We start from the raw sequence: 25291 nt of genomic DNA, 5'->3' as shown, positions 1-25291 counted from the left end.
CGATATTGCCGTCCGCCAGATAGCGACCGAGATCGCCGGTGCGGTACATCCGCGCATTCGGTTGGGTGCTGAAGGGATCGTTGAGGAAGCGCTCGGCCGTCAATTCCGGACGGTGCAGGTAACCCCGCGCCACCTGGACGCCAGCGATGTAGATCTCCCCCGCTGCGCCCATGGGCACGGGCTGCTGATGGCCATCGAGCAGGTAGATTTGGGTGTTGGCCACCGGTTTGCCAATCGGCGTACTGTCCGGCGTCTCAGGTCCGGCGCAGTTCCACGCGGTGACATCCACGGCGGCTTCGGTCGGGCCGTAGAGGTTGTGCAACTCGGTGCCCGGCAATTGCAGTTTGAAGCGCCGCACCAGTTGCCCCGGCAGCGCCTCACCGCTGCACATCACCCGCACCAGGCCCTTGCAGTCGCTGACATCGCCAGCGGCGAGGAACACGTCGAGCATCGACGGCACAAAGTGCAGCGTGGTGATGCGCTCGGCCTGGATCACTTCGCGCAGGTACGCCGGCTCGCGGTGACCGCCGGGACGGGCCATCACCAGCCGTGCGCCAGTGAACAGCGGCCAGAAGAATTCCCACACCGAGACGTCGAAGCTGAACGGGGTCTTTTGCAACACGGTGTCTGCTGCGGTGAGCGTGTATTCGTCCTGCATCCACAGCAGCCGGTTAACCACACCGCCGTGCTCGTTCATCACGCCTTTGGGCATGCCGGTGGAGCCGGAGGTGTAGATCACGTAGGCGAGATTGTCTGAACTCAGGCCTGCTACCACAGGATCACTGATCGGCTGGGTCGAGAAGCCTTCCCCGTCCAGCAGCAAGACCCTGGTGTCCGTCGCCGGCAGGCTGGCCTGCAACGCACGTTGGGTCAGCACCACCGTCGGCGCGCTGTTTTCCAGCATGTAGGCCAGGCGATCGGCCGGGTAATCCGGGTCCAGCGGCACGTACGCAGCGCCGGCTTTCAGAATCCCCAACAGCCCCGCGACCATTTCCAGGCTGCGATCCACACAGATGGCCACGCGGTCATCCGGGCGGATGCCCAGCTCGATCAAGCCATGGGCGATCTGGTTGGCGTGGCGGTTCAGTTCTGCATAAGTCCAGTGGCTGTTTTCGAAGCTCACGGCGATGGCCTCAGGACTGACCGCGACCTGCGCGTCGAACAACCCTGGCAAGGTCAGCCCTTGCGGGTACTCGACCGCCGTGTCGTTGAAGGTGCGCAGCAGATGCTCGTGCTCGTCATCACCCAGCAGCGGGATTTGCGCGAGCACGGCGTGTTCGTCGGCGACCATGGCGCGCAGGACGGATTCGAGGTAACCGAGGTAACGCTCCATCGTCGCTTGATCAAACAGCGCAGTGGCGTACTCCAGCGAACCGAACAAGCGGCCACCGATTTCCGCCATGTCCAGCAGCACATCGAATTTCGCGGTGCGGCTGGTCACGCCCAAGCCTTGCAGGGCCATATCGCCCAGCTCCAGGCCGGCGCTTTCGCTGTTCTGCCACGACAGCATGGCCTGGAACACCGGGCTGTGGGACAGGCTGCGCACCGGGCGCACCACTTCGACGACTTGTTCGAACGGCAAGTCCTGATGGGCCTGGGCGCCCAGGGTTTGCGCCTTGACCTGTTGCAGCAAGGTTTCGACCGTCACGTCCGCCGACACTTCGATGCGCAGCGCCAGGGTGTTGACGAAGAAGCCGATCATGTCTTCGACCTCGGCGCGCAAGCGGTTGGCGGCGGGTGTGCCGATGACCACATCGGTTTGCCCGGACAAGCGACTGAGCACCGTGGCCCAGGCTGCCATGATCGTCATGAACAACGTGGTGCCCTGACGCTGGCTCAAGGCTTTCAGCGTCTGGGTCAACGTTTCGTCGAGCGCCAGACCGACAGCGCTGCCGGCATAGTCCTGCTGCGCCGGGCGTGGCCGATCGGATGGCAAGGTCAACAGCGCCGGGGCGCCGGCCAGGGTTTGCTGCCAGTAGGCTTCCTGTGTGTGCAGCACTTCCCCGGTCAGCCACAGGCGTTGCCAGATGGAGTAGTCGGCGTACTGGACCGACAGTTCCGGCAGCGGATCTTCGCCACCGGTGCGGAACGCTTCGTATAGAACGCCCAGTTCGCGAGTCAGCACGTCGGCGGACCAACCGTCCGAGACGATGTGGTGCAGGGTCACCAGCAGCACATGGTCATCATCGGCCATGCGCACCAGTCGGCCACGGACCAGCGGACCGTGTTCCAGATCGAAGGCCTGACGCGCTTCTTCGCCAGCCAGAATCAACAACTCGGCTTCGGCCTCCGGGTGCTTGGCCAGCGACTGCAATTGCAAGGCGAAACCGCTGTCGGCCGGTGCGATGCGTTGCTCGGCGTCCTGCCCGTTTACCTGCACAAAGGTGGTGCGCAAGGATTCATGACGGGCCACGATGCGGTTCAGGGCGCGGGTCAGCGCAATGTTGTCGAGTTCGCCGCGCAAGCGCAGACCGGTGGGGATGTGATACGCCGCGCTCGCGCCTTCCAACTGAGCGAGGAACCACAGCCGTTGTTGGGCGAAGGACAGTGGCAAGGCCTGGTCGCGGGAAACCGGGACGATATCCGGTTGGCTGCTGCGGGCGGATTGGGCCAGCACGTGCGCCAGGGCGATCAGGTTCGGGTGGGCGAAGACGTCGGTGAGGCTCATCTCTACACCCAGTTGCTGGCGGACCTGGGAAATCAGGCGCATGACCAGCAGCGAGTGGCCGCCGAGTTCGAAGAAGTGGTCGTGGCGCCCTACCGCATCGACTTTGAGCAAGTCTTGCCAGATCTGCGCCAGGGCGATTTCGGTCGTGCCCTGCGGCGCTTCGTGGGTGCGATTGGCGAAAGCCGTCGCGTCCGGAATGGGCAAGGCCTGGCGGTCGAGTTTGCGATTCGGCGTCAACGGCAATGCTTCAAGGCTGACGAAGGCGCTGGGCAGCATGTACTCGGCCAGTTGCGGTGCGAGTTCGGCGCGCAGGTTGGCAGCGCTCAGGGTCACGCCGGTTTGCGGCACGACATAGGCGACCAGACGTTTGTCGCCCGGCGCGTCTTCGCGGACGATCACCGCGACTTCTTTCACGCCACTGCACTCGCCCAGGCGCGCTTCAATCTCACCCAGTTCAATACGGAAACCACGGACCTTGACCTGGAAGTCGTTACGGCCCTGGTATTCGAGACCGCCGTCCGGGCGATAACGCGCCAGGTCGCCGGTTTTGTACAGGCGCGCGCGGGGTGCATCGCTGAACGGGTCGGCGATGAAGCGTTCGGCGGTGATTTTGTCGAGGTTCAGGTAACCCCGAGCCACGCCGTCACCGCCGATGTAGATTTCACCCGTGACGCCGAACGGCACCGGTTGCAGGTGCGCGTCGAGCAGGTAGATGCGGGTGTTGGCCATCGGCGTGCCGATGCTCGCATTGCTGTTCAGCGCTTCGTAGGTCACGTAGGTCGCGGTGCAGGAAACCGTGGCTTCGGTCGGGCCATAGGTGTTGACCAGTTTCGTGTGGGCTGGACGAATCTGTTCCCACATTTGCAGTTTTTGCGTGGACAGCGCATCCCCCGTGACATTGATCAGCCGCACGTCGCGCAACTGTTCCTGGGCCAGCGCCGGGTTGTAGTGCCATTCGGCGGCCAGGGTGTGCCAGTGGGCGGCGGTCAGGTGCAGGAAGGTTGGGCGGATGTCTTCGTTTTGTGAGGTGCCGAAAATGCCGCGGCTCGGGGCCAACGTGGCGCCCGCGATCAGGGCCGGGAAGATTTCCTCTACCGACAAATCGAAGTTCAGGGTGTTTTGTTGCAGCACGGTGTCGGCCGTTTTGAGGCCAAACAGTCTGATGGCATCAAGGGTGTAGTTGACCAAACCACGGTGCTCGATCATCACGCCTTTCGGTGTGCCGGTTGAGCCGGAGGTGTAGATGACGTAGGCCAGATGACGCACGCCCAAGGACAGGATCACCGGGTTGTCGTCATAGCCATCGGCGACGCGCTCGGTTTTATCGAGCAGCACCACCGGTACGTCCAGCGCTGGCAGACGGTTTTGTAGCGCACATTGGGTCAAGAGCACCGATGGAGTGCTGTCGCTGAGCATGTAGGCCAGACGTTCAGCGGGATACGCCGGATCCAGCGGCACGTAACCGGCGCCGGACTTGAGAATCGCCAGCAGACCCACCAGCATTTCCGCGCCCCGTTCGACGCAAATCGCCACCCGATCATCCGGGCGAATGCCCAAGCCGATCAGGTGATGGGCCAATTGGTTGGCCTGACGGTTCAGCTCGGCATAGCTCATCTGCTGGCCGTCGAAGATCACGGCGATGGCGTCCGGTTCGGCTTCGACCCGGGCTTCAAACAACTGGTGAATGGTTTTGTCCCGTGGATACGGCACATGGGTGTCGTTGAGATCGACCAGCAAGCGCTGGCGTTCAACCTCGTCGAGCAGCTCGATTTGTTCCACAGACACCTGATCGTCCGCGACCATGCCGCGCAGCACGCGTTCGAAATAGCCGAGGTAACGTTGCACGGTGGATTCGTCGAACAACGCCGTGGCGTATTCCAGGCTGCCGAACAACTGGCCCTGAACCTCGCCGAGTTCCAGCGACAGATCGAATTTGGCGACGTGGTTGGCCGCGCCGATGCCTTCAAGTTTCAGCTCGCCGAGCACCAGGTCGGCGTCGTTTTTTCCGCCCAGGTTCTGCCATGACAGCATCGCCTGGAACAGCGGACTGTGGGCCAGGCTGCGCACCGGGTTCAGCACTTCCACCACTTGTTCGAACGGCAGGTCCTGATGGGCCTGGGCGCCGAGGGTTTGGGCCTTGACCCGGGTCAACAGCGTTTCAACAGTTGGCGCGCCAGAGACATCAACGCGCACCGCCAGGGTGTTGACGAAGAAACCGATCAGCCCTTCGACTTCAGCGCGGGTACGGTTGGCCACCGGTGAACCGATCACCACTTCATCCTGGCCCGAGAGGCGGCTGAGCAGCAGCGCCCATGCGGCCATCAGCGTTGTGTACAGCGTGGTGCCGTGGCGTTGGCTCAGGGTTTTCAAGCCGCTGGTCAGCGCTGCGTCGAAGGCCAACGGAATTGCGGCCCCTGCGTAATCCTGTTGCGCCGGGCGTGGCCGGTCGGTGGGCAGCATCAGCAATGCCGGCGCGTCAGCCAGGGTTTGTTGCCAGTAGTGGTTCTGGGTTTGCAGCACTTCACCGCTCAACCAGCGGCGTTGCCACACGGCGTAATCAGCGTATTGCACGGTCAGCGCCGGCAATGGATCGTCGAGGCCGTGGCGGAACGCTTCATACAACGCTGCCAGTTCGGTGGTCAGCACGCCAATCGACCAACCGTCGGAGACGATGTGGTGCATGGTCACCAGCAGCACATGGTCCTCGGCATCGAGGCCAATCAAGCGGCCGCGAATCAATGGGCCGTGTTCCAGATCGAACAGTTCGACGGCTTCTTCGGCGGCCAGCAGTTGCAGTTGCACCTCGGCGTCGGCCTGGGCTTGCAGGTCGTGACGAATCAGCCTGAAGCCAATATCGGCCGGGGCGATGCGCTGGAAGGCGTCCTCGCCCTGGGCCTGGACAAACGTGGTGCGCAACGCCTCATGACGGGCAACGATCCGATCCAGTGCGCGTTGCAGAGCCACGGCGTCCAACCTGCCGCGCAGACGCAGACCCGCGGGCATGTGGTAAGCCGCGCTGCCGCCCTCCATCTGCGCCAGGAACCACAGGCGCTGTTGGGCGAACGACAGCGGCAAGTCTTCATCCCGGGAAACCGTGACGATCTCCGGCAAGGTGCTGCGACTGGCCTGGGCCACGGCTTGGGCCAGCGCGGCGAGTTCGGGTTGGGCGAACAGGTCGGTCAGACCGAGTTCCACGCCGAGGCGCAGACGCACCTGGGAAATCAGCTGGATCGCCAGCAGCGAATGGCCGCCGAGTTCGAAGAACTGATCGTGACGGCCGACTTGCGGCAGGCCGAGCAGGTCTTGCCAGATGTGGGCGAGAGCGATTTCGACTTCACCGACCGGAGCTTCATAGGTGCGGGTGATCAGCGAAGCGAGGTCCGGCACGGGCAACGCTTTGCGGTCGAGTTTGCCGTTGGGGGTGAGAGGCAATGCATCGAGGTGCACGTAGGCGGCCGGGACCATGTAGTCCGGCAGTTGGGTTTGCAGGTGCCGGCGCAGCGCGTCGATATCGAGGGTTTGCGGCGCGGTGTAGTACGCGACCAGGCGTTTTTCGCCGGGGATGTCTTCCCGGGCCAGGACCACGGCTTCGTTGATGTCTGCGTGTTGGGCGAGTTTGGTTTCAATCTCGCCGAGTTCGATGCGGAAGCCGCGGATTTTCACCTGATCGTCGTTGCGGCCGAGGTATTCGATGTTGCCGTCATTCAGGTAGCGGCCCAAATCGCCGGTCCGATACATGCGGCCGTTGCTGCTGAAGGGATCACTGAGGAAACGTTCGGCGGTGAGGTCGTCGCGGTTCAGATAGCCCCGCGCCACACCGGCGCCGCCGATGTAGATTTCGCCCGGAACACCCAAGGGCACTGGTTGCTGATGTTCGTCGAGCAAGTAGAACTGGGTGTTGGCGACCGGTTTGCCGATGTGGGCGGCGAAACCGTCCTCTCTATCCATCGAAACCCAGCTTGAGTAGGTCGTGGTTTCTGATGGGCCGTAGAGGTTGCACAGGCGCTGGACGCTGGTTTGTTCGAACAGGTTTTCTACGAGGCTGCGTTTGAGCGCTTCGCCGGCGACGTTGACCGTGTGCACGGTTTTGCTGAGGCCGCCGGATTCGAGCAAGGCCTTTAGCGCCGAGGGTACGGTGTTGATGAGGGTGATGTCGTTTTGCGGTTCCAACACATTCTTAACGACGGTAATGCTGCCGCCCGAGGTCAGCGGCGCAAAACACTCGTAAACCGCGAGATCGAAGTTCAACGACGTTGAGAACAGGGTTTTTGCCAACGTGGCGTTATCGAACGAGCGATGGGCCCAGGTCAGGAAGTTCACCGTGTTGCGGTGTTCAATCATCACGCCTTTCGGCAACCCGGTTGAACCGGAGGTGTAGATCACATAAGCCAGATGCGCCGGGGTCAGGCCTTCAATCACAGGGTTGGAGACGGATTCGTCCTGCCAAATGCTGCTATCCAGATTGATGACCGGCATCGAAGCTTCAGCCAACAGCCCCAATGTCGCGGCTTGCGCCAACACCACGGCCGGCGCGCTGTCTTCGAGCATGTAAGCAATCCGATCCAGCGGATAAGCCGGATCCAGCGGCACATAACCGCCCCCAGCCTTCAGAATCGCCAGCAACCCAACGACCATATCCGCCGTGCGCTCCACACAAATCGCCACCCGAGAATCCGCCCGCACCCCCTGCCCGCGCAGGTAATGCGCCAACCGGTTCGCCCGTTCGTTCAACTCGCGATAACTCAACCGCTGCTCACCATGAACCACTGCCACGGCGTCCGGAGTCCGCTCAACCTGAGCCTCAAACAACCCATGAACCGTCTGATCCACCGGGTACACCGCTTCGCTGGCATTGAACTCAACCAACAGCTTCGCCCGCTCCGCCACCGGAAAGATCGACAACCCGCGCAACGCCGTCTCAGGCGCAAATTCCAGCGCATCCGTCAGACTTGCCAACGCCGAGTGCATGTACTCACACACCCGTCCGGCCCCAACCTCAACCACCGCTTGCGCGGTCAGCATAAAGTCGTCACCCAGATCATCCACGTTCAGGCACAACGGATAGTTGGTCCGCTCTTCCATGCTCAGCGTCTGGATCCCGCTCCAGGCCCCAACCGCCTCGTCGGACACCGTGCCCGCCGCGCTATGCCGGTAGTTCAACAAGGTGCTGAACAGCGGCAACGAACCCGGCACCCCACTGCAACGTTGGGCCAGGGACAACGAAGCATGCTCATGCCCCAGCAACGCCGAGAGCCGGGCATGGGTGGCCTTGACCCCGGCCCGTGCACCTTGAGCCCCGACGCTAACGCGCAACGGCAAGGTATTGATGAACATGCCCAGCGCCCGATCGGCACCGTCGCCGCCCTGCATCCGGCCCATCAGCACGGTGCCGAACACCACTTCTTCACGACTCGACACCCGACCCACCACCTGCGCCCAGGCCAGATGCACCAGGCTCGCGGCGCTAACGCCAAGCTGCCGCGCCTGCACCCGCAGACGCCCGGCCAACGCTGAATCGACCATTTGATGCTGTTCTTCGATACCGCTGCCGTCGCCCTGCACATCCTGCAAACCGAAGGGCAGTGTCGGCTCATCGATATCGCCGAGCATGTCGCGGAAGAACGCTTCATGTTGCTCGCGACTCACGCCCAAACGGGCCTGGGCCACGTGATTGCGGTACGGCACCGCAGCGCCGAGTTGCTGCGACTGACCCAGCAAATGGGCCTGCATTTCATGCACCACCACTTCCAGCGCCGTGTGGTCCAGGGCCATGTGATGGAACAGCAGCATGCCGACCCAACGGTTATTGACCGGATCCTGCGCATAGGCCAGACGCATCAACGGCGCCTGGGCGATGTCGAGGCGGTAATGACGCGGGTCGAAACGGCTGTGCAACTGCTGCACCACATCCCCCGCCGCCGGATCGGCCTCGACCTGTTCAACAGCCATTTGCGCGTCGCGCCAGACCACTTGCACTGGGGTTTCGAGGCCTTTCCAGACCATGCTGGTGCGCAAGATATCGTTGCGCGCCACTACGCTCTGCAACGCCTGGGCAAATGCGTCGACCCGCTCGCGGTTGTCAAAACCGAACACCACTTGCAGCACGTACGGGTCACCTTGGGTCGCCGCCAGGTGATGGTAAAGAATGCCTTCCTGCAACGGCGCCAGGGCATAGATGTCCTGCACGTTGGCGATGCCGCCGGGCACGGTGGCGACGATGCGGTCGATGGCGTCCTGATCCAGGTCCGCCAGGGGCAGCATGTCCGGGGTGATGCGTTGGCAATCCGCAGTAATGCGATTTACCGGGACCACGACTTCCGTCTGCTCCCCCACCGCAGCGGCCAGTGCCGCCAGGGTTGGTTGACCGAATAGCACGCGGACATCGGCAGCCAGATCGACCTGGCGCATGCGTTCGATGAGTTTCACCGCCAACAGTGAATGGCCACCGAGTTCGAAGAAATTGTCATGCCGGCCGATCTGCTCGATCTTGAGCAACTCCTGCCAGATGGCGGCGATGGTGTGTTCGACTTCGCCTTTCGGCGCGGCGTATTCACGACTGGCGTAGGCTGCCGAATCCGGCGCTGGCAGGGCCTTGCGGTCGAGCTTGCCGTTGGTAGTCAGCGGGAACGCAGCCAGGGTCACGAAGGCGCTCGGCACCATGTATTCCGCCAAGGATTCCAGTAGCTGAGTGCGCAAATCCGCGACTGACAGCAGCGTGTCCTGATTGGCGATCACATACGCCACCAGGCGCTTGTCTCCCGGCTCATCTTCCCGGGCGATGACCACCGCTTCGCGCACGTTGTCGCACGCCGCCAGTTTCGCTTCGATTTCACCCAACTCGATGCGGAAACCGCGAATCTTCACCTGATCGTCGTTACGGCCCAGGTATTCAACGCTGCCGTCCGCCAACCAGCGACCCAAGTCACCGGTGCGGTACAGCCGTGCGTCGGCACGGCCGCTGAAGGTATCCGGGATAAAGCGTTCGCTGTTCAGTTCAGGACGGTTCAGATAACCACGGGCGACACCCGCGCCGCCGACGTACATTTCACCGACCACACCTACGGGCACTGGCTCGCGCTGAGCGTCGAGCACGTACAGTTGCAAATCGGGAATGCGCCCACCAATCGGGCTAATGCCAACAAGCTGAGCGTCGTCGGCGGTCAGTGGGCGATAAGTCACGTGCACCGTGGTTTCAGTGATGCCGTACATGTTGACCAGTTGCGTCTGCCCATTCTGCGCACGGGCATACCAGGGCTTGAGAATCCCGGTTTCCAGCGCTTCACCGCCGAAAATCACCTGCCGCAGGTTGTGGGTCAGAGCGCTTTCGCCCTGCGCCGCAATCAACTGGCGGAACGCGCTCGGAGTCTGGTTCAGCACCGTGACACCGGCCTCGCACAGCAGCGTGTAGCAATCTTGCGGCGAGCGGCTGACCAGTTGCGGCACCACCAGCAAACGACCGCCGTGGGTCAGCGCGCCCCAGATTTCCCAGACCGAGAAGTCGAAGGCAAACGAGTGGAACAAGGCCCAGACGTCTTGCGGGCCAAAGTCGAACCACTCCTGCGTCGCCGAAAACAACCGGGCGACGTTGCGATGTTCGACCATCACACCCTTTGGCAAACCGGTCGAACCCGAGGTGTAGATCACGTAAGCCAGGTGCGATGACGACAGGCCCGGCACCGACGGATTGGCGACGGATTTATCCTGCCAATCGTCGCCATCGAGATTGATCAGCGGCACCGAAATCGCGCCCAGCAGATGCTCGGTCGCCGATTGCGCCAGCACCGCGACGGGCGTGCTGTCTTCCAGCATGTAGCTGATCCGATCCTGGGGATACGCCGGGTCCAGCGGCACATAACCGGCGCCCGCCTTCAGAATCCCCAGCAGGCCAACGATCATCTCCAGGCCCCGTTCAACACAAATCGCCACCCGATCATCCGGGCGAATGCCCAGCTCGATCAGGTGATGGGCAATCTGATTCGCACGGTTGTTGAGCTCACCATAAGTCAGCGTCAACGCTTCAAACGCCACGGCCACTGCCTCGGGCTGCGTGAGCACCTGGGCTTCGAACTGCCGATGAATCAACGCGTCATGGGCGTAAACGCTGTCCGTGGTGTTCCAGGTTTCCAGCAACTGCAAACGCTCGGCTTTCGGCAGGATTTTCAAGCCGTGCAACAGTGCTTGCGGCGCTTGCTCCAGCGCGTCGACGAGGTTTTCCAACACCGATTGCATGTAGCCACACACCCGACCGGCACCAATCTGCGCCGAGGCCATGACTGTCAGGTTAAAACCTTCGCCGAGGTCATCCACCGACAACGAGAGCGGATAGTTGGTGCGTTCTTCACCGTCCAGCGTCTGGATGCCATCCCATGCGGCGATGGCTTCGGTGGACACCGGGCGCGTGCCGAGGTGACGGTAATTCAGCAGTGCGCTGAACAACGGCGTCGGCGCGGCAACACCGCTGCAGCGCTGGGCCAGTACCAGCGACGCGTGTTCGTGACCGAGCAACGCGGTCAATCGTGCGTGGGTGGCCTTGATCCCGGCGCGCACGCCTTGGGCACCCAGGCTCACGCGCAATGGCAAGGTGTTGATGAACATGCCCAACGCACGATCAGCGCCCTCGCCGCCCTGCATCCGGCCCAGCAGCACCGTGCCGAACACCACGTCGTCCTTGCCCGAGACGCGGGCCAAGACCTGCGCCCAGGCCAGGTGATACACGCTCGCCGCGCTCACGCCGAGCTGACGGGCCTGAGCCCGCAGGCGTTTGCTGAGCACCGCGTCCACCACCTGGCGGACTTCTTCAATGTCGCGGCCCTCGCCCTGCACATCTTGCAGGCCGAAGGGCAAGGTTGGTTCGTCGATGTCGCCGAGCATGTCGCGGAAGAACGCTTCATGGTCCTCGCGGCTCACGCCCAACCGGGCCTGGGCCACGTAGTTGCGGTACGGCACCGAGGTCCCGAGCAAGTGTTCCTGGCCGAGCATGTGCGCTTCGATTTCCGCCGTGAGCATGCCCAACGACGTCGCGTCGTCCACCATGTGGTGGAACAGCAGCATGCCGATCCAGCGCTGGTTGGCCAGGTCTTCGGCAAAACCGATGCGCATCATCGGCGCCTGACGGATGTCGAGGCGGAAATGCCGTGGGTCGAGGCGTTCGCGCAGTTGCTCGGCGATGTCGCCTTCAGCCGGGTCGAGCACAATCTCGTCCAGTCCCAGCGTGGCGGCACGCCAGACCACTTGCACCGGTTCGTCCAGGCTTTCCCAGACCACGCCGGTGCGCAGGATGTCGTGGCGCGAAACCACGCCTTGCAGCGCTTTGGCGAAGGTGTCCAAACGCTCGCGGCTGTCGAAGGAGAACATCGCGTATTGCAAGTACGGATCACCCTTCTGCGCCGCGAGATGGTGATACAGGATCCCTTCCTGCAACGGCGCCAGGGCGTAGATGTCCTGCACGTTGCTGATGCCGCCGGGCACCGCCGCTACGACGCGGTCGATGTCTTCCTGGCTCAACGTCGCCAGGGGCAACATGTCCGGGGTGATGCGGGTGCAGCCCTCAGGAATGGCGTTGGTCGGGACGACGATTTCTGTCGCGCCACCCACTGCCGCCGCCAGCGCCGCCAGGGTGGGTTGGCCGAACAGCACACGGACATCCGCCGCCAGATCCACCTGGCGCATGCGTTCGATCAGTTTCACCGCCAGCAGCGAGTGCCCGCCCAATTCGAAGAAGTGATCGTGGCGACCGACCTGCTCCAGTTGCAGCAGCTCCTGCCAGATTTTAGCGATGGCCACTTCGGCCTCGCCCTGGGGCGCTTCGTATTCGCGGCTCACCACCGAGGACTGATCCGGCACCGGCAATGCCAGGCGATCGAGCTTGCCGTTGGTGGTCAGCGGGAAGGAGGTCAGGGTCACGAAAGCGCTCGGGACCATGTAGTCCGCCAGTGTTTCCAGCAACTCGGCACGCAGTTCGGCGGCGGTCAGTTGCTCGCCGTCCTTGGCAATCACATAGGCCACCAGGCGTTTGTCGCCGGTGTCCTGACGAGCCAGCACCACCGCTTCGCGCACACCGCTGCACGCCGCGAGTTTGGCCTGGATCTCGCCGAGTTCGATGCGGAAACCACGGATTTTCACCTGGTCATCGTTGCGGCCCAGGTATTCGACGCTGCCGTCGGCCATCCAGCGACCGAGGTCACCGGTGCGGTACAGACGAGCGCTTGGGTCGCTGCTGAACGGGTTATTGAGGAAGCGTTCGGCGGTCAGTTCGGCGCGGTTCAGGTAGCCACGGGCGACACCCGCCCCACCGACGTACATTTCACCGATCACCCCGACCGGCACCGGCTCGCGCTGGGCATCCAGCACGTACAGTTGCAGGTCGGGAATGCGCCCGCCAATCGGGCTAACGCCGATCAATTGCGCATCGTCGGCGGTCAGTGCCCGATAGGTGACGTGGACCGTGGTTTCGGTGATGCCATACATATTGACCAGTTGCGTCTGCGCATTCTGCGCTCGGGCGTACCAGGGTTTGAGGATGCCGGTTTCCAGGGCTTCGCCGCCGAAGATGACTTGGCGCAAGCTGTGGCTCACATCGCTTTCGCCCTGGGCCGCGATCAATTGGCGGAAGGCACTTGGCGTCTGGTTCAACACCGTGACCCCAGCCTCGCACAGCAGCGCATAGCAGTATTGCGGCGAACGGCTGACCAGTTGCGGCACCACCAGCAATTGGCCGCCGTGGGTCAGCGCGCCCCAGATTTCCCACACGGAGAAGTCGAAGGCGAAGGAATGGAACAAGGCCCAGACATCTTGCGGGCCGAAGTCGAACCACGGCTGCGTCGCCGAGAACAGCCGCGCAACGTTACGATGCTCGACCATCACGCCTTTAGGCAGACCGGTGGAGCCCGAGGTGTAGATCACGTAGGCCAGGTGCGCCGAGGTCAGGCCCGGCACGTCAGGGTTGTGCTGTGCCGGCGGGGCTTCGTGGCTGGCTTCGATCAGGTCGAGCAACAGTGTCTGCAGGTTCATTTGCGGCAGTTGATCGCGTAATGGCAACTGCGTCACCAACACCACCGGGCTGCTGTCGTAGAGCATGTAGCCGATGCGCTCGGCGGGGTACGCCGGGTCCAGCGGCACGTAACCGGCGCCAGACTTGAGGATGCCGAGCAGGCCGACGATCATTTCCAGACCACGCTCGACGCAGATCGCCACCCGATCATCCGGGCGCACGCCCAGGGCCAGCAAACGATGGGCCATCTGATTGGCCCGGGCGTTGAGTTCGCCGTAGGTCAGGGACAGGTTTCCAAACACCACGGCGACGGCATCGGGTTGCGCCGCTGCCCGGGCTTCGACCTGGCGGTGGATCAGCTCGTCATGGGCGTACTCGATGTCCGTGGTGTTCCAGGTGTCCAGCAACTGCAAGCGTTCGGCGGCTGGCAGCACGGTCAAATCGTGCAGCGGCGTTTGCGGCGCTTTTTCCAGGGCCTGCACCAGATTGTCCAGGGCCACTTGCATATAGGCGCAAATGCGCTCGGCACCGATCGGTTTGGCCACCAGCGCGGTCAGGTAGAAGGCTTCGCCCAGGTCATCGACGTTCAGGGTCAGCGGGTAATTGGTGCGTTCGTCGCCGCCCAGGGCCGAAATGCCTTGCCACGCCGACAGCGCGTCCTCGGTGACTTCGCCGGAGCTATGTCGATAGTTGAGCAACGCACTGAACAGCGGCGTCGGCGCGGTCACGCCGCTGCAACGCTGGGCCAGTGCCAGGGAGGCGTGTTCGTGACCGAGCAACGCGGTCAATCGTGCATGGGTGGCCTTGACCCCGGCCCGTGCGCCTTGTGCGCCGACATCGACACGTAATGGCAAGGTGTTGATGAACATCCCCAACGCCCGGTCCGCACCGTCGCCGGCTTGCAGACGACCGAGCAGCACGGTGCCGAACACCACGTCGTCCTTGCCAGACACCTTGCCCAGCACCTGCGCCCAGGCCAAATGCACCAGACTGGCAACGCTCACACCGAGCTGCCGCGCCTGGGCCCGCAGGCGTTTGGACAGCGCCAGGTCCACCGGTTGGCGCGCTTCGTCGATGCCATGCCCGTCGCCCTGCACATCCTGCAAGCCGAACGGCAGGGTCGGTTCATCGACTTCGCCGAGCATGTCGCGGAAAAACGCCTCGTGCTCCTCCGCACTCAAGCCGAATCGCGCTTGGGCCACGTAGTTGCGATACGGCATCGCTTCGCCCAACTGGTCGTTCTGACCCAGCAGGTGCAGTTGCATCTCGTGCTGCATCACGTCCAGCGCGGTGTGGTCCAGCGCCATGTGGTGGAACAGCAGGATCGCCACCCAGCGGTTTTGCCCGGCATCCTGGGCATAAGCGACATGCAGCAGCGGCGCGTGGCGCAGGTCGAGGCGGTAATGCCGGGCGTCGAAACGGTTGCCCAGTTGCGTGGAGATATCGCCAGCCGCCGGGTCGAGATCGACGTGTTCCGGCTCCAGCAAGGCTTGGCGCCAGACCACTTGCACCGGTTCGTCGAGGCCTTCCCAGACCACGGAAGTGCGCAAGATGTCATGGCGACCGATCACCACCTGCAAGGCCTGGACGAAGGCGTCGAGACGTTCGCGACTGTCGAAGGCGAACTGGGTTTGCAGCACGTACGGGTCGCCCTGTTCGGCGGCCAAGTGGTGATAGAGGATGCCTTCCTGCAACGGCGCCAGGGGGTAGATGTCCTGCACGTTGGCCGCGCCGCCGGGGACGGTCGCGACGATACGGTCGATGGTGTCTTGGGTCAGGGTGGCGAGCGGCAGAAAATCCGGGGTGATGTGCTCACAGTTCGCGGGAATCAGGTTGGCCGGGACGCTGACTTCCTTGCCGCTGCCAATGGCCGCCGCCAGTGCCGCCAGGGTTGGCTGGCTGAACAGGATGCGCACATCGGCGCTCAAGTCGGCCTGGCGCATGCGTTCGATCAAGGTCACCGCCAGCAGCGAGTGGCCGCCGAGTTCGAAGAAGTGGTCGTGACGACCGACCCGTTCAACCTTGAGCACGTCGGCCCACAGCCGCGCGAGGGTTTGTTCGACTTCGCCCTGAGGGGCTTCGTATTCGCGGCTGGCGTAGGCATCGGCGTCCGGGATCGGCAGTGCGCGGCGGTCGAGTTTGCCGTTGGCGGTCAGCGGAAACAGGTCCAGTACCACGAAGGCGCTGGGCAGCATGTAGTCGGCCAGGGAGGCGGCGAGTTCGGCGCGCAGGTCTTGTACTGACAGGCTCACCTGTGGCTGTGCGATCACGTAAGCGACGAGGCGTTTTGGTCCGGATTCATCCTGACGGGCCAGCACTACGGCGTCTTTCACACCTGCGCATTCGCCCAGACGCGCTTCAATTTCGCCGAGTTCGATGCGGAAACCACGGACTTTCACCTGGTCATCGTTGCGTCCCAGGTATTCCACATTGCCGTCCGGCAACCAGCGACCAAGGTCACCCGTGCGGTACAGCAAGGCCCCTGGGCTGAACGGGTCCGCCACAAATTTCTCGGCAGTGAGTTCGGGACGGTTCAGATACCCCTTGGCCACACCGTCACCGCCGATGTACAACTCACCCGCCACGCCAATCGGCACCGGTTGGCCCTGTGTATCCAGCAGGTACAGCCGCGTGTTGCCGACCGGGCGACCAATCGGAATGCTGCCCGCGCCGGCCTGCTTGATTTCGTAGGTAGCCGAGAACGTCGTGGCCTCGGTCGGGCCGTAGCCGTTGAGCAGGTGCTGCGGCGCGCCTTCTTTCAGCACGCGGCTGATCACGGCCGGGTCGAGCACGTCGCCGCCGACGATCAGGTAGCGCAATTGGCCAAACACGGTCATCAAACCGGCGGCGTATTGGTGGAACAAACCTGCGGTCATCCACAACACGCTGATCTTTTGCTCAATCAGCAGCGTGCGGAAACGTTCCTGGGAGAGCAACACGTCCTGCTCGACGATCACCACGCAACCGCCATTGAGCAAGGGTGCCCAGACGTCGAGGGTGCTGGCATCGAACGCCGGATTCGAGGCGAACGCCACGCGATCCTGGGCGTTGAATTCGGCGTAGCCGTTGTTGATCACCAAGCGGTTGATCGCCCGGTGCGGGACCAGAACGCCTTTCGGTGTACCGGTCGAACCCGAGGTGTACATGATGTAGGCCGAGGCTTCGCTGGACTGTTGCAGTTGTGGGTCGCTGGCCAGGTTATCGAGCGTTACCGTGTCGAGATCCACGCGTTGTACGTCTTCGGGCACGACAGTTGAACTCAGCGTCAACACTGTCCGCGCCCCGCTGTCCTGCACCATGAAACCCTGGCGTTCGAGCGGCGCGCTGATGTCCAGCGGCACATACACAGCGGCACATTTGCTGATCGCCAACTGGCTGACCAGCAGTTCAAGGGAGCGCTCCAGCACAATCGCCACGCTCTCGCCCGGCTGAACGCCGAGGCCAAGCAGGTGGTGGGCCAGTTGATTGGCCCGGGTGTTGAGTTCGTTGTAAGTCAGGCTTTCGGTGTTATGAACCGCCGCTGTTGCATCCGGGTGCGCCAGGACCTGCGCTTCAAACAACCCGTGAACGGTTTTGTCCTGCGGATAGCTTCTGGCCGTCGCGTTGAAGTCCACCAACAGTTGTTGACGCTCGGCGGTCGGCAGGATCGGCAGGCTGAGCAACGCGGTGTCTGGCGCCTGCTCCAGCGCTTCGACCAGATGCTGCAACGCGATATTCAGGTACGTACAGATACGCTCGGCGCCGATGTGTGGCACGGCCAGCGCGGTGATGCGGAAACCTTCGCCCAGATCATCCACCGACAGGGTCAGCGGGTAGTTGGTGCGTTCTTCGTTGCTCAGCGACTCGATGCCGTCCCACGCCGTCAGGGTTTCTCCCGACAGCGCATGCGCGGCGCTGTGCCGATAGTTGAGCAACGCGCTGAACAACGGCAACGGCGCGACCACGCCGCTGCAACGCTGGGCCAGGGCCAACGAAGCATGTTCATGACCGAGCAATCCGCTCAGGCGCCCGTGGGTGGCTTTTACCCCGTCGCGCACGCTCAACTCACCGAGATCGACCCGCAGCGGCAAGGTGTTGATGAACATCCCCAGCGCCCGTTCGGCGCCCTCGCCTCCCTGCATCCGGCCCATCAGCACGGTGCCGAACACCACGTCTTCACGTCCGCTAACTCGGCCCAATACCTGAGCCCAGGCCAAGTGGTGCAGGCTCGCCGCACTCACGCCCAATTGCCGGGCCTGGGCACGCAGACGACGGCTCAGGTCGGCGTCGAGGTCCAGTGCGGATTCTTCGATGTCACTGCCATCGCCGCGCACGTCCTGCACACCGAACGGCAAGGTCGGCTCGTCGATATCACCGAGCATGCCGTGGAAAAACGCTTCGTGCTCCTCGCGGCTGACGCCCAGTCGCGCTTGACCCACGTAGTTGCGATACGGCACCGCTGCGCCCAACACATCGGCCTGACCCAGCAGATGCGCTTGCATCTCCTGCTGCACCACTTCCAAAGCGACGTGATCGAGGGCCATGTGGTGGAACAGCAGCATCGCGACCCAGCGCTGATTCGGCGCGTCGTGGGTGAAGGCGATGCGCATCAGTGGCGCCTGTTGCATGTCGAGGCGGTAATGCAGGGTGTCGAATTGTTCGCGCAGGCGGTCGGCGATTTCGCCTTCGGCGGCGTCAAACTTGATTTCCTCGACCGCCAGTTGCGCTTTGCGCCACACCACTTGCACCGGCTCGTCGAGGCCCTGCCAGAACACCGACGTGCGCAGGATGTCGTGGCGGTCGATGACGTTTTGCAGCGCACGGGCGAAGGCGTCGAGGCGTTCGCGATCGGCGACGGTGAACGTGGCTTTCAGCACATAGGGGTCGCCCTTCGGCGCGGCGATGTGGTGGTAGAGAATGCCTTCCTGCAACGGCGCCAGCGGGTAGATGTCCTGCACGTTGCGCGCACCACCGGAGACGGTGGCGACGATACGGTCGATGGCGTCCTGGTCGAGTTTGACCAGGGTCAGCATGTCCGGGGTGATGTGGGTGCAGCCCAGATGGATGTTGTTGGCCGGGACCACGGTTTCATGATCGCTACCCGCTGCGGCGGCCAGCGCCGCCAGGGTCGGTTGACCGAAGAGCACACGAATGTCCGCCGACAGACCGAGCTGGCGCATACGTCCGATCAGGCTCACAGCCAACAGCGAGTGACCGCCGAGCTCGAAGAAATGGTCGTGACGGCCGACTTGCGGCAGGCCGAGCAGGTCTTGCCAGATGTTTGCCAGGGCGATTTCGGTTTCGCCAACCGGGGCTTCGTAGGTGCGGGTGATGACGGCGGCGGAGTCCGGGGCTGGCAGGGCTTTGCGGTCGAGTTTGCCGTTGGGGGTTAATGGCAGTTTTTCGAGATGCACGTAGGCAGCCGGGACCATGTAGTCCGGGAGTTGGGTTTGCAGGTGGCTACGCAACTGATCGATGTTGAGTGTTTCTGGCGCGGTGTAGTACGCGACCAGGCGTTTTTCGCCGGGGATGTCTTCCCGGGCCAGGACCACGGCTTCGTTGATGTCTGCGTGTTGGGCGAGTTTGGTTTCGATCTCGCCCAACTCGATGCGGAAACCGCGGATTTTCACCTGATCGTCGTTGCGGCCCAGGTATTCGATGTTGCCGTCGTTCAGGTAGCGGCCGAGGTCGCCCGTTCTATACATCCGGCCGGTTGTGTTGAAGGGATCGCTGAGGAAGCGTTCGGCGGTAAGGTCGTCGCGGTTCAGATAGCCCCGCGCCACGCCGGCGCCGCCGATGTAGATTTCACCCGGGACGCCCAGTGGCACGGGTTGTTGGTGTTCATCCAGCAAGTAGAACTGGGTGTTGGCGACCGGTTTGCCGATGTGGGCGGCGAAACCGTCCTCTCTATCCATCGACACCCAACTTGAGTAGGTCGTGGTTTCGGATGGGCCGTAGAGGTTGCACAGGCGCTGGACGCCGGTTTGTTCGAACAGGTTTTCGACAAGGCTGCGTTTTAGCGCCTCACCGGCCACATTGACCGTGTGCACGGTTTTGCTGAGGCCGCCGGATTCCAGCAACGCTTTAAGCGCTGACGGTACGGTGTTGATGAGGGTGATGTCGTCTTGCGGTTCCAGCACATTCTTAACGACGGTAATGCTGCCGCCCGAGGTCAGCGGCGCGAAGCATTCGTAGACTGCCAAGTCGAAGTTCAACGACGTTGAGAACAGGGTTTTCGCCAACGTGGCGTTATCGAACGAGCGATGCGCCCAGGTCAGGAAATTTACCGTGTTGCGATGTTCAATCATCACGCCTTTCGGCAACCCGGTGGAACCGGAGGTGTAGATCACATAAGCCAGATGCGCCGAGGTCAGGCCTTTAATCACAGGACTCGAGACGGATTCGTCCTGCCAAACGCCGCTATCGAGATTAACCACAGGCATCGAAGCGTCCGCCAACAGCCCCAGCGTGGCGGCTTGCGCCAATACCACGGCCGGCGCGCTGTCTTCCAGCATGTAAGCAATCCGATCCAGCGGATAAGCTGGGTCCAGCGGCACATAACCCCCGCCAGCCTTCAGGATCGCCAGCAACCCAACGACCATATCGGCGTTTCGTTCAACGCAAATCGCCACCCGAGAGTCCGCCCGAACACCCTGCCCGCGCAGGTAATGCGCCAACCGGTTCGCCCGTTCATTCAACTCGCGATAACTCAGGCGTTGTTCACCATAAACCACTGCCACGGCGTCCGGCGTCCGCTCAACCTGAGCCTCAAACAACCCATGAACCGTCTGATCCACCGGGTACACCGCTTCGCTGGCATTGAACTCAACCAACAGCTTCGCCCGCTCCGCCACCGGCAAAATCGATAACCGGTACAACGCAGCCTGAGGCGTCTGTTCCAACGCCTGCACCAGACTTTCCAGCGCCGCATCCATATAAGCGCAAACCCGCTGCGCCCCGATGCCAGCGCCCACCAGCACGGTCAATTTGAAGCCATGACCCAAGTCATCCACGTTCAACGTCAGCGGATAGTTGGTGCGCTCTTCGCCACTCAACACTTCCATGCCCCGCCATGCATCCACCGCTTGGGCCGAAACATCGCCCACCGCGCTGTGCCGATAGTTGAGCAACGCACTGAACAGCGGCAATGGCGCGACCACCCCGCTGCACCGCTGCGCCAATGCCAGCGACGCGTGCTCATGACCGAGCAACGCCGTCAGCCTGGCATGGGTCGCTTTGACTCCGGCCTTCACGCCTTGAGTACCGACATCGACCCGCAACGGCAAGGTGTTGATGAACATCCCCAGCGCCCGGTCAGCGCCATCGCCGCCCTGCATCCGGCCCATCAGCACCGTGCCGAACACCACGTCCTGCTTGCCCGACACCTTGCCCAGCACCTGGGCAAAAGCCAGATGCACCAAACTTGCCGCACTCACCCCAAGCTGACGGGCCTGCGCCCGCAGACGCACGTCCAGCGCTGTATCGACAAATTGCGCATGTTCCTCGATATCGCGGCCATCGCCCTGCACATCCTGCAAACCAAACGGCAGGGTCGGCTCATCGATGTCGCCGAGCATGTCGCGGAAAAACCCTTCGTGTTCTTCGCGGCTGACACCCAGGCACGCCTGGGCCACGTAATTGCGATACGGCACGGCGGCGCTCAGTTGATCGGCCTCGCCCTGCAAGTACGCCTGCATCTCGTGCTGCACCACTTCCATGGCGGTGTGGTCCAGCGCCATGTGGTGGAACAGCAACGTCGCGACCAGACGCTGATTGGCTGCATCCTGGGCGTACGCCAGACGCATCATCGGCGCCTGACTGACATCCAGTCGGTGATGGCGCGGGTCGAAGCGCTGGCTCAATTGGCCGACAGCATCTGCGGCGGCCGGGTCGAGCGTCACCTCTTCCAGATGCAGTTTCGCTTCACGCCAGACCACTTGGGCCGGGGTCTGCAGGCCATCCCAGACCACACCGGTGCGCAGGATGTCATGGCGATCAATCACCCCTTGCAGCGCTTGAATGAATGCATCCAGACGCTCGCGGTTTTCAAAGGCGAATTGGCTTTGCAGCACATAAGGATCGCCCTGTTCGGCGGCCAAATGGTGAAAGAGGATGCCTTCCTGCAACGGCGCCAGGGGGTAGATGTCCTGCACGTTGCGGGCGCCGCCGGGGACGGTGGCTACGATGCGGTCGATGGTGTCCTGGGTCAGGTCGGCCAGCGGCAGCAAATCCGGGGTGATGTGTTGGCAATCGAGCGCAATCAGGTTCGCCGGAACGCTGATTTCCTTGCCGCTACCGACGGCGGCAGCCAATGCCGCCAGGGTTGGCTGGCTGAACAGGATGCGCACATCGGCGCTCAAATCCGCCTGACGCATGCGCTCGATCAACGTGACCGCCAACAGCGAGTGGCCGCCCAGTTCGAAGAAGTGATCGTGACGACCGACCCGTTCCACCTTCAGCACATCGGCCCACAGGCGGGCGAGGGTTTCCTCGACTTCGCCCTGGGGGGCTTCGTACTCGCGGCTGGCGTAGGCATCGGCGTCCGGGATTGGCAATGCGCGGCGATCCAGTTTGCCGTTGGGCGTCAGCGGGAACACATCCAGCACCACAAAAGCGCTGGGCACCATGTACTCGGCCAGCGAGGCGGCGAGTTCAGCGCGCAACGCTTGCGCTGACAGGCTCACACCCGGTTCGGCAATCACATAACCGACCAAGCGTTTCGGCCCGGACTCATCCTGTCGCGCCAGGACCACGGCGTCTTTCACGCCCGCGCACTCAGCCAACCGGGCTTCGATCTCGCCCAGTTCGACACGGAAACCACGGATTTTCACCTGGTCGTCGTTGCGCCCCAGGTATTCCACAGTGCCGTCCGCCAGCCAGCGCACCAAATCGCCCGTGCGGTAGAGCAAGGCATCGGCGCTGAAGGGGTCCGCCACAAATTTTTCGGCAGTGAGTTCCGGGCGGTTCAAATACCCTTTGGCCACGCCATCGCCGCCGATATACAACTCGCCGGCCACACCAACCGGCATGGGCTGTTGATAGGCGTCCAGCACATAGACCCGGGTGTTGCCCACCGGGCGACCAATCGGAATGCTACCGTCGCCGACAGCCTTGATTTCATAGGTCGTGGTGAAGGTCGTGGCTTCGGTCGGGCCGTAGCCGTTGAGCAGATGCTGCGGCGCGCCTTCTTTCAGCACGCGGCTGATCACGCCCGGGTCGAGCACGTCACCGCCGACGATCAGGTAGCGCAACTGGCCAAACACGGTCATCAAACCGGCGGCGTATTGGTGGAACAAGCCTGCGGTCATCCACAACACGCTGATCTTTTGCTCAATCAGCAGCGTGCGGAAACGTTCCTGGGAGAGCAGAACGTCCTGCTCGACGATCACCACGCAACCGCCATTGAGCAACGGCGCCCAGACGTCGAGGGTGCTGGCGTCGAACGCCGGATTCGAGGCGAACGCCACCCGATCCTGGGCGTTGAATTCGGCGTAGCCGTTGTTGATCACCAAGCGGTTGATCGCCCGGTGCGGAACCACAACACCTTTCGGTGTACCGGTCGAGCCCGAGGTGTACATGATGTAGGCCGGGGCTTCGCTGGACTGTATGAGTCTTGGGTTGGATGCCGGACTGTCGAGCGCCAAGGTGTCCAGATCCACGCGTTGAATGGCTTCGGGCACTGTCGCGGTGCTCAGCGCCAGCACGACTCGCGCCCCGCTGTCCTGCACCATGAAACCCTGGCGTTCGAGCGGCGCGCTGATGTCCAGCGGCACATACACGGCGGCGCACTTGAGGACGGCCAACTGGCTGACCAGCAGCTCAAGGGAACGCTCCACCAGAATTGCCACGCTCTCGCCCGGCTGAACGCCGAGGCCAATCAGGTGGTGGGCCAATTGGTTGGCACGGGTGTTGAGTTCGTTGTAGGTCAGGCTTTGTCCATCATGAACCGCTGCCATCGCCTGCGGTTGAGCCAGCACCTGCGCTTCAAACAACCCATGGACCGTGCTGTCTTTCGGATAGCGGCGAGCGGTGCCGTTGAAATCCAGCAACACCTGCCGCAGCTCGTCGTCCGGCAAGATACTGAGCTGATGCAGCGCCAGCTCCGGTGTCTGCTCCAGGGCCCGGGCCAGGCCCGCCAGCGCCGTCAGCATGTAGTCGCCGACCCGCTGCGCGCCGATCTCGGCCAACGCCAGAATGCTCAGGCTGAAACCTTCGCCCAGGTCATCCACCGACAAGGTCAGCGGATAGTTGGTGCGCTCTTCACCGCCCAGGGATTGCAAACCGGCCCAGGCTTTCAGCGACTCGGTGGTCGGGGCCTGCGCCGTGCCACTGTGGCGATAGTTAAGCAGCGAACCGAACAACGGCGCCGGTGCCGGCACGCCGCTGCAACGCTGGGCCAGTGCCAGCGAGGCGTGTTCATGGCCGAGCAGCGCCGCCAGGTCGGCGTGGGTGGTTTTGACGGCATCCCGCGCGCCCTGCCCGGCCAGTTTCACCCGCAGCGGCAAGGTGTTGATGAACATGCCCAAGGCCCGATCCGAGCCGTCGCCGCCCTGCATCCGGCCCATCAGCACGGTGCCGAACACCACGTCTTCACGCCCGGACACAGTGCCCACCACGCGCGCCCACGCCAAGTGATGCAGGCTCGCGGCGCTCACCCCCAATTGCCGGGCCAAGGCCCGCAGGCGCAGGCTGAGCGTGGCGTCGATCGGCAGATGCACTTCTTCGATCAGCGGTTCATGTGCCGGCACACCGGTCAAGCCGAACGGCAGGGTCGGCTCATCGATATCACCGAGCATGTCGCGGAAAAACCCCTCATGGGCGTCGCGGCCGACACCGAGACGGACCTGCGCCACGTAGTTACGAAACGGCATCGCGGCAGGCAAGGCCTCGCCCTCGCCGAGCAGGAACGCCTGCATCTCATGCTGCACCAGTTCCAGCGCGGCGTGGTCCAGGGCCATGTGATGGAACAACAGGATCGCCACCCAACGGTTGTTTTCGCGGTCCTGCGCGCACACCAGGCGCATCAGCGGCGCGAGGCCCACGTCCAGACGGAAATGCTGCGTATCGAAACGTTGTTGCAGTTGCCCGACGATATCGCCGTCGGCCGGGTCGAGCGTGATTTCTTCCAGTGCCAATGTCGCCTCGTGCCAGACCACCTGCACCGGCTCGTCCAGCCCTTCCCACACCACTGAGGTGCGCAGGATGTCATGGCGATCAATCACACCTTGCAAGGCTTGGGTGAAGTCGTCGAGGCGCGAACGTTGCTCGGCGCCGAACAGCGCTTGCAGCACGTACGGGTCACCCTGCTCGGCGGCGAGGTGATGGTAAAGAATGCCTTCCTGCAACGGCGCCAGGGGGTAGATGTCCTGCACATTACCGGCGCCGCCGGGCACGGTTTCGACGATGCGGTCGATCTCGTCCTGGGTCAGGCTGGCAAGGGGCAGCATGTCCGGGGTAATGCGGAACGCCGGGCTCAGCCAGTCGCCACCGTTTCTCGTCACCAGCGCGATCAGTTCGTTCTTATGCAGGCCAAGACTGTCCCACAGCGTGCTGTCCAGCCCTTCGTCATCGCCCAGGATCACAAGGTCACCATCATCCAGTTGGAGACGGATCGGGTGCAGAGAAAGAACGGCCATCAAATCGCTGAATTGCAT

At 63.0% G+C, this 25291-nt stretch carries 1 protein-coding gene (running past one end of the window); it reads right to left on the bottom strand.

Features of this window, described 5'->3' with window-relative positions; genetic code table 11:
- Nucleotides 1-25291, bottom strand: partial view of a non-ribosomal peptide synthase/polyketide synthase gene (locus BK665_RS18515; RefSeq protein ID WP_123407967.1) — the 5' portion only. 5543 nt of this gene lie to the left of the window's left edge; 25291 of the gene's 30834 nt are visible here — the first part of the coding sequence; the start codon lies at nt 25289-25291; its stop codon lies beyond the left edge, outside the window.

This window comes from Pseudomonas frederiksbergensis (genome assembly GCF_003732665.1).
In the GTDB taxonomy this organism is placed as follows: Bacteria; Pseudomonadota; Gammaproteobacteria; order Pseudomonadales; family Pseudomonadaceae; genus Aquipseudomonas; species Aquipseudomonas frederiksbergensis_G.
Note: the sequence above shows the minus strand (reverse complement) of the source record. Positions and strands in the feature narration are given on the sequence as shown.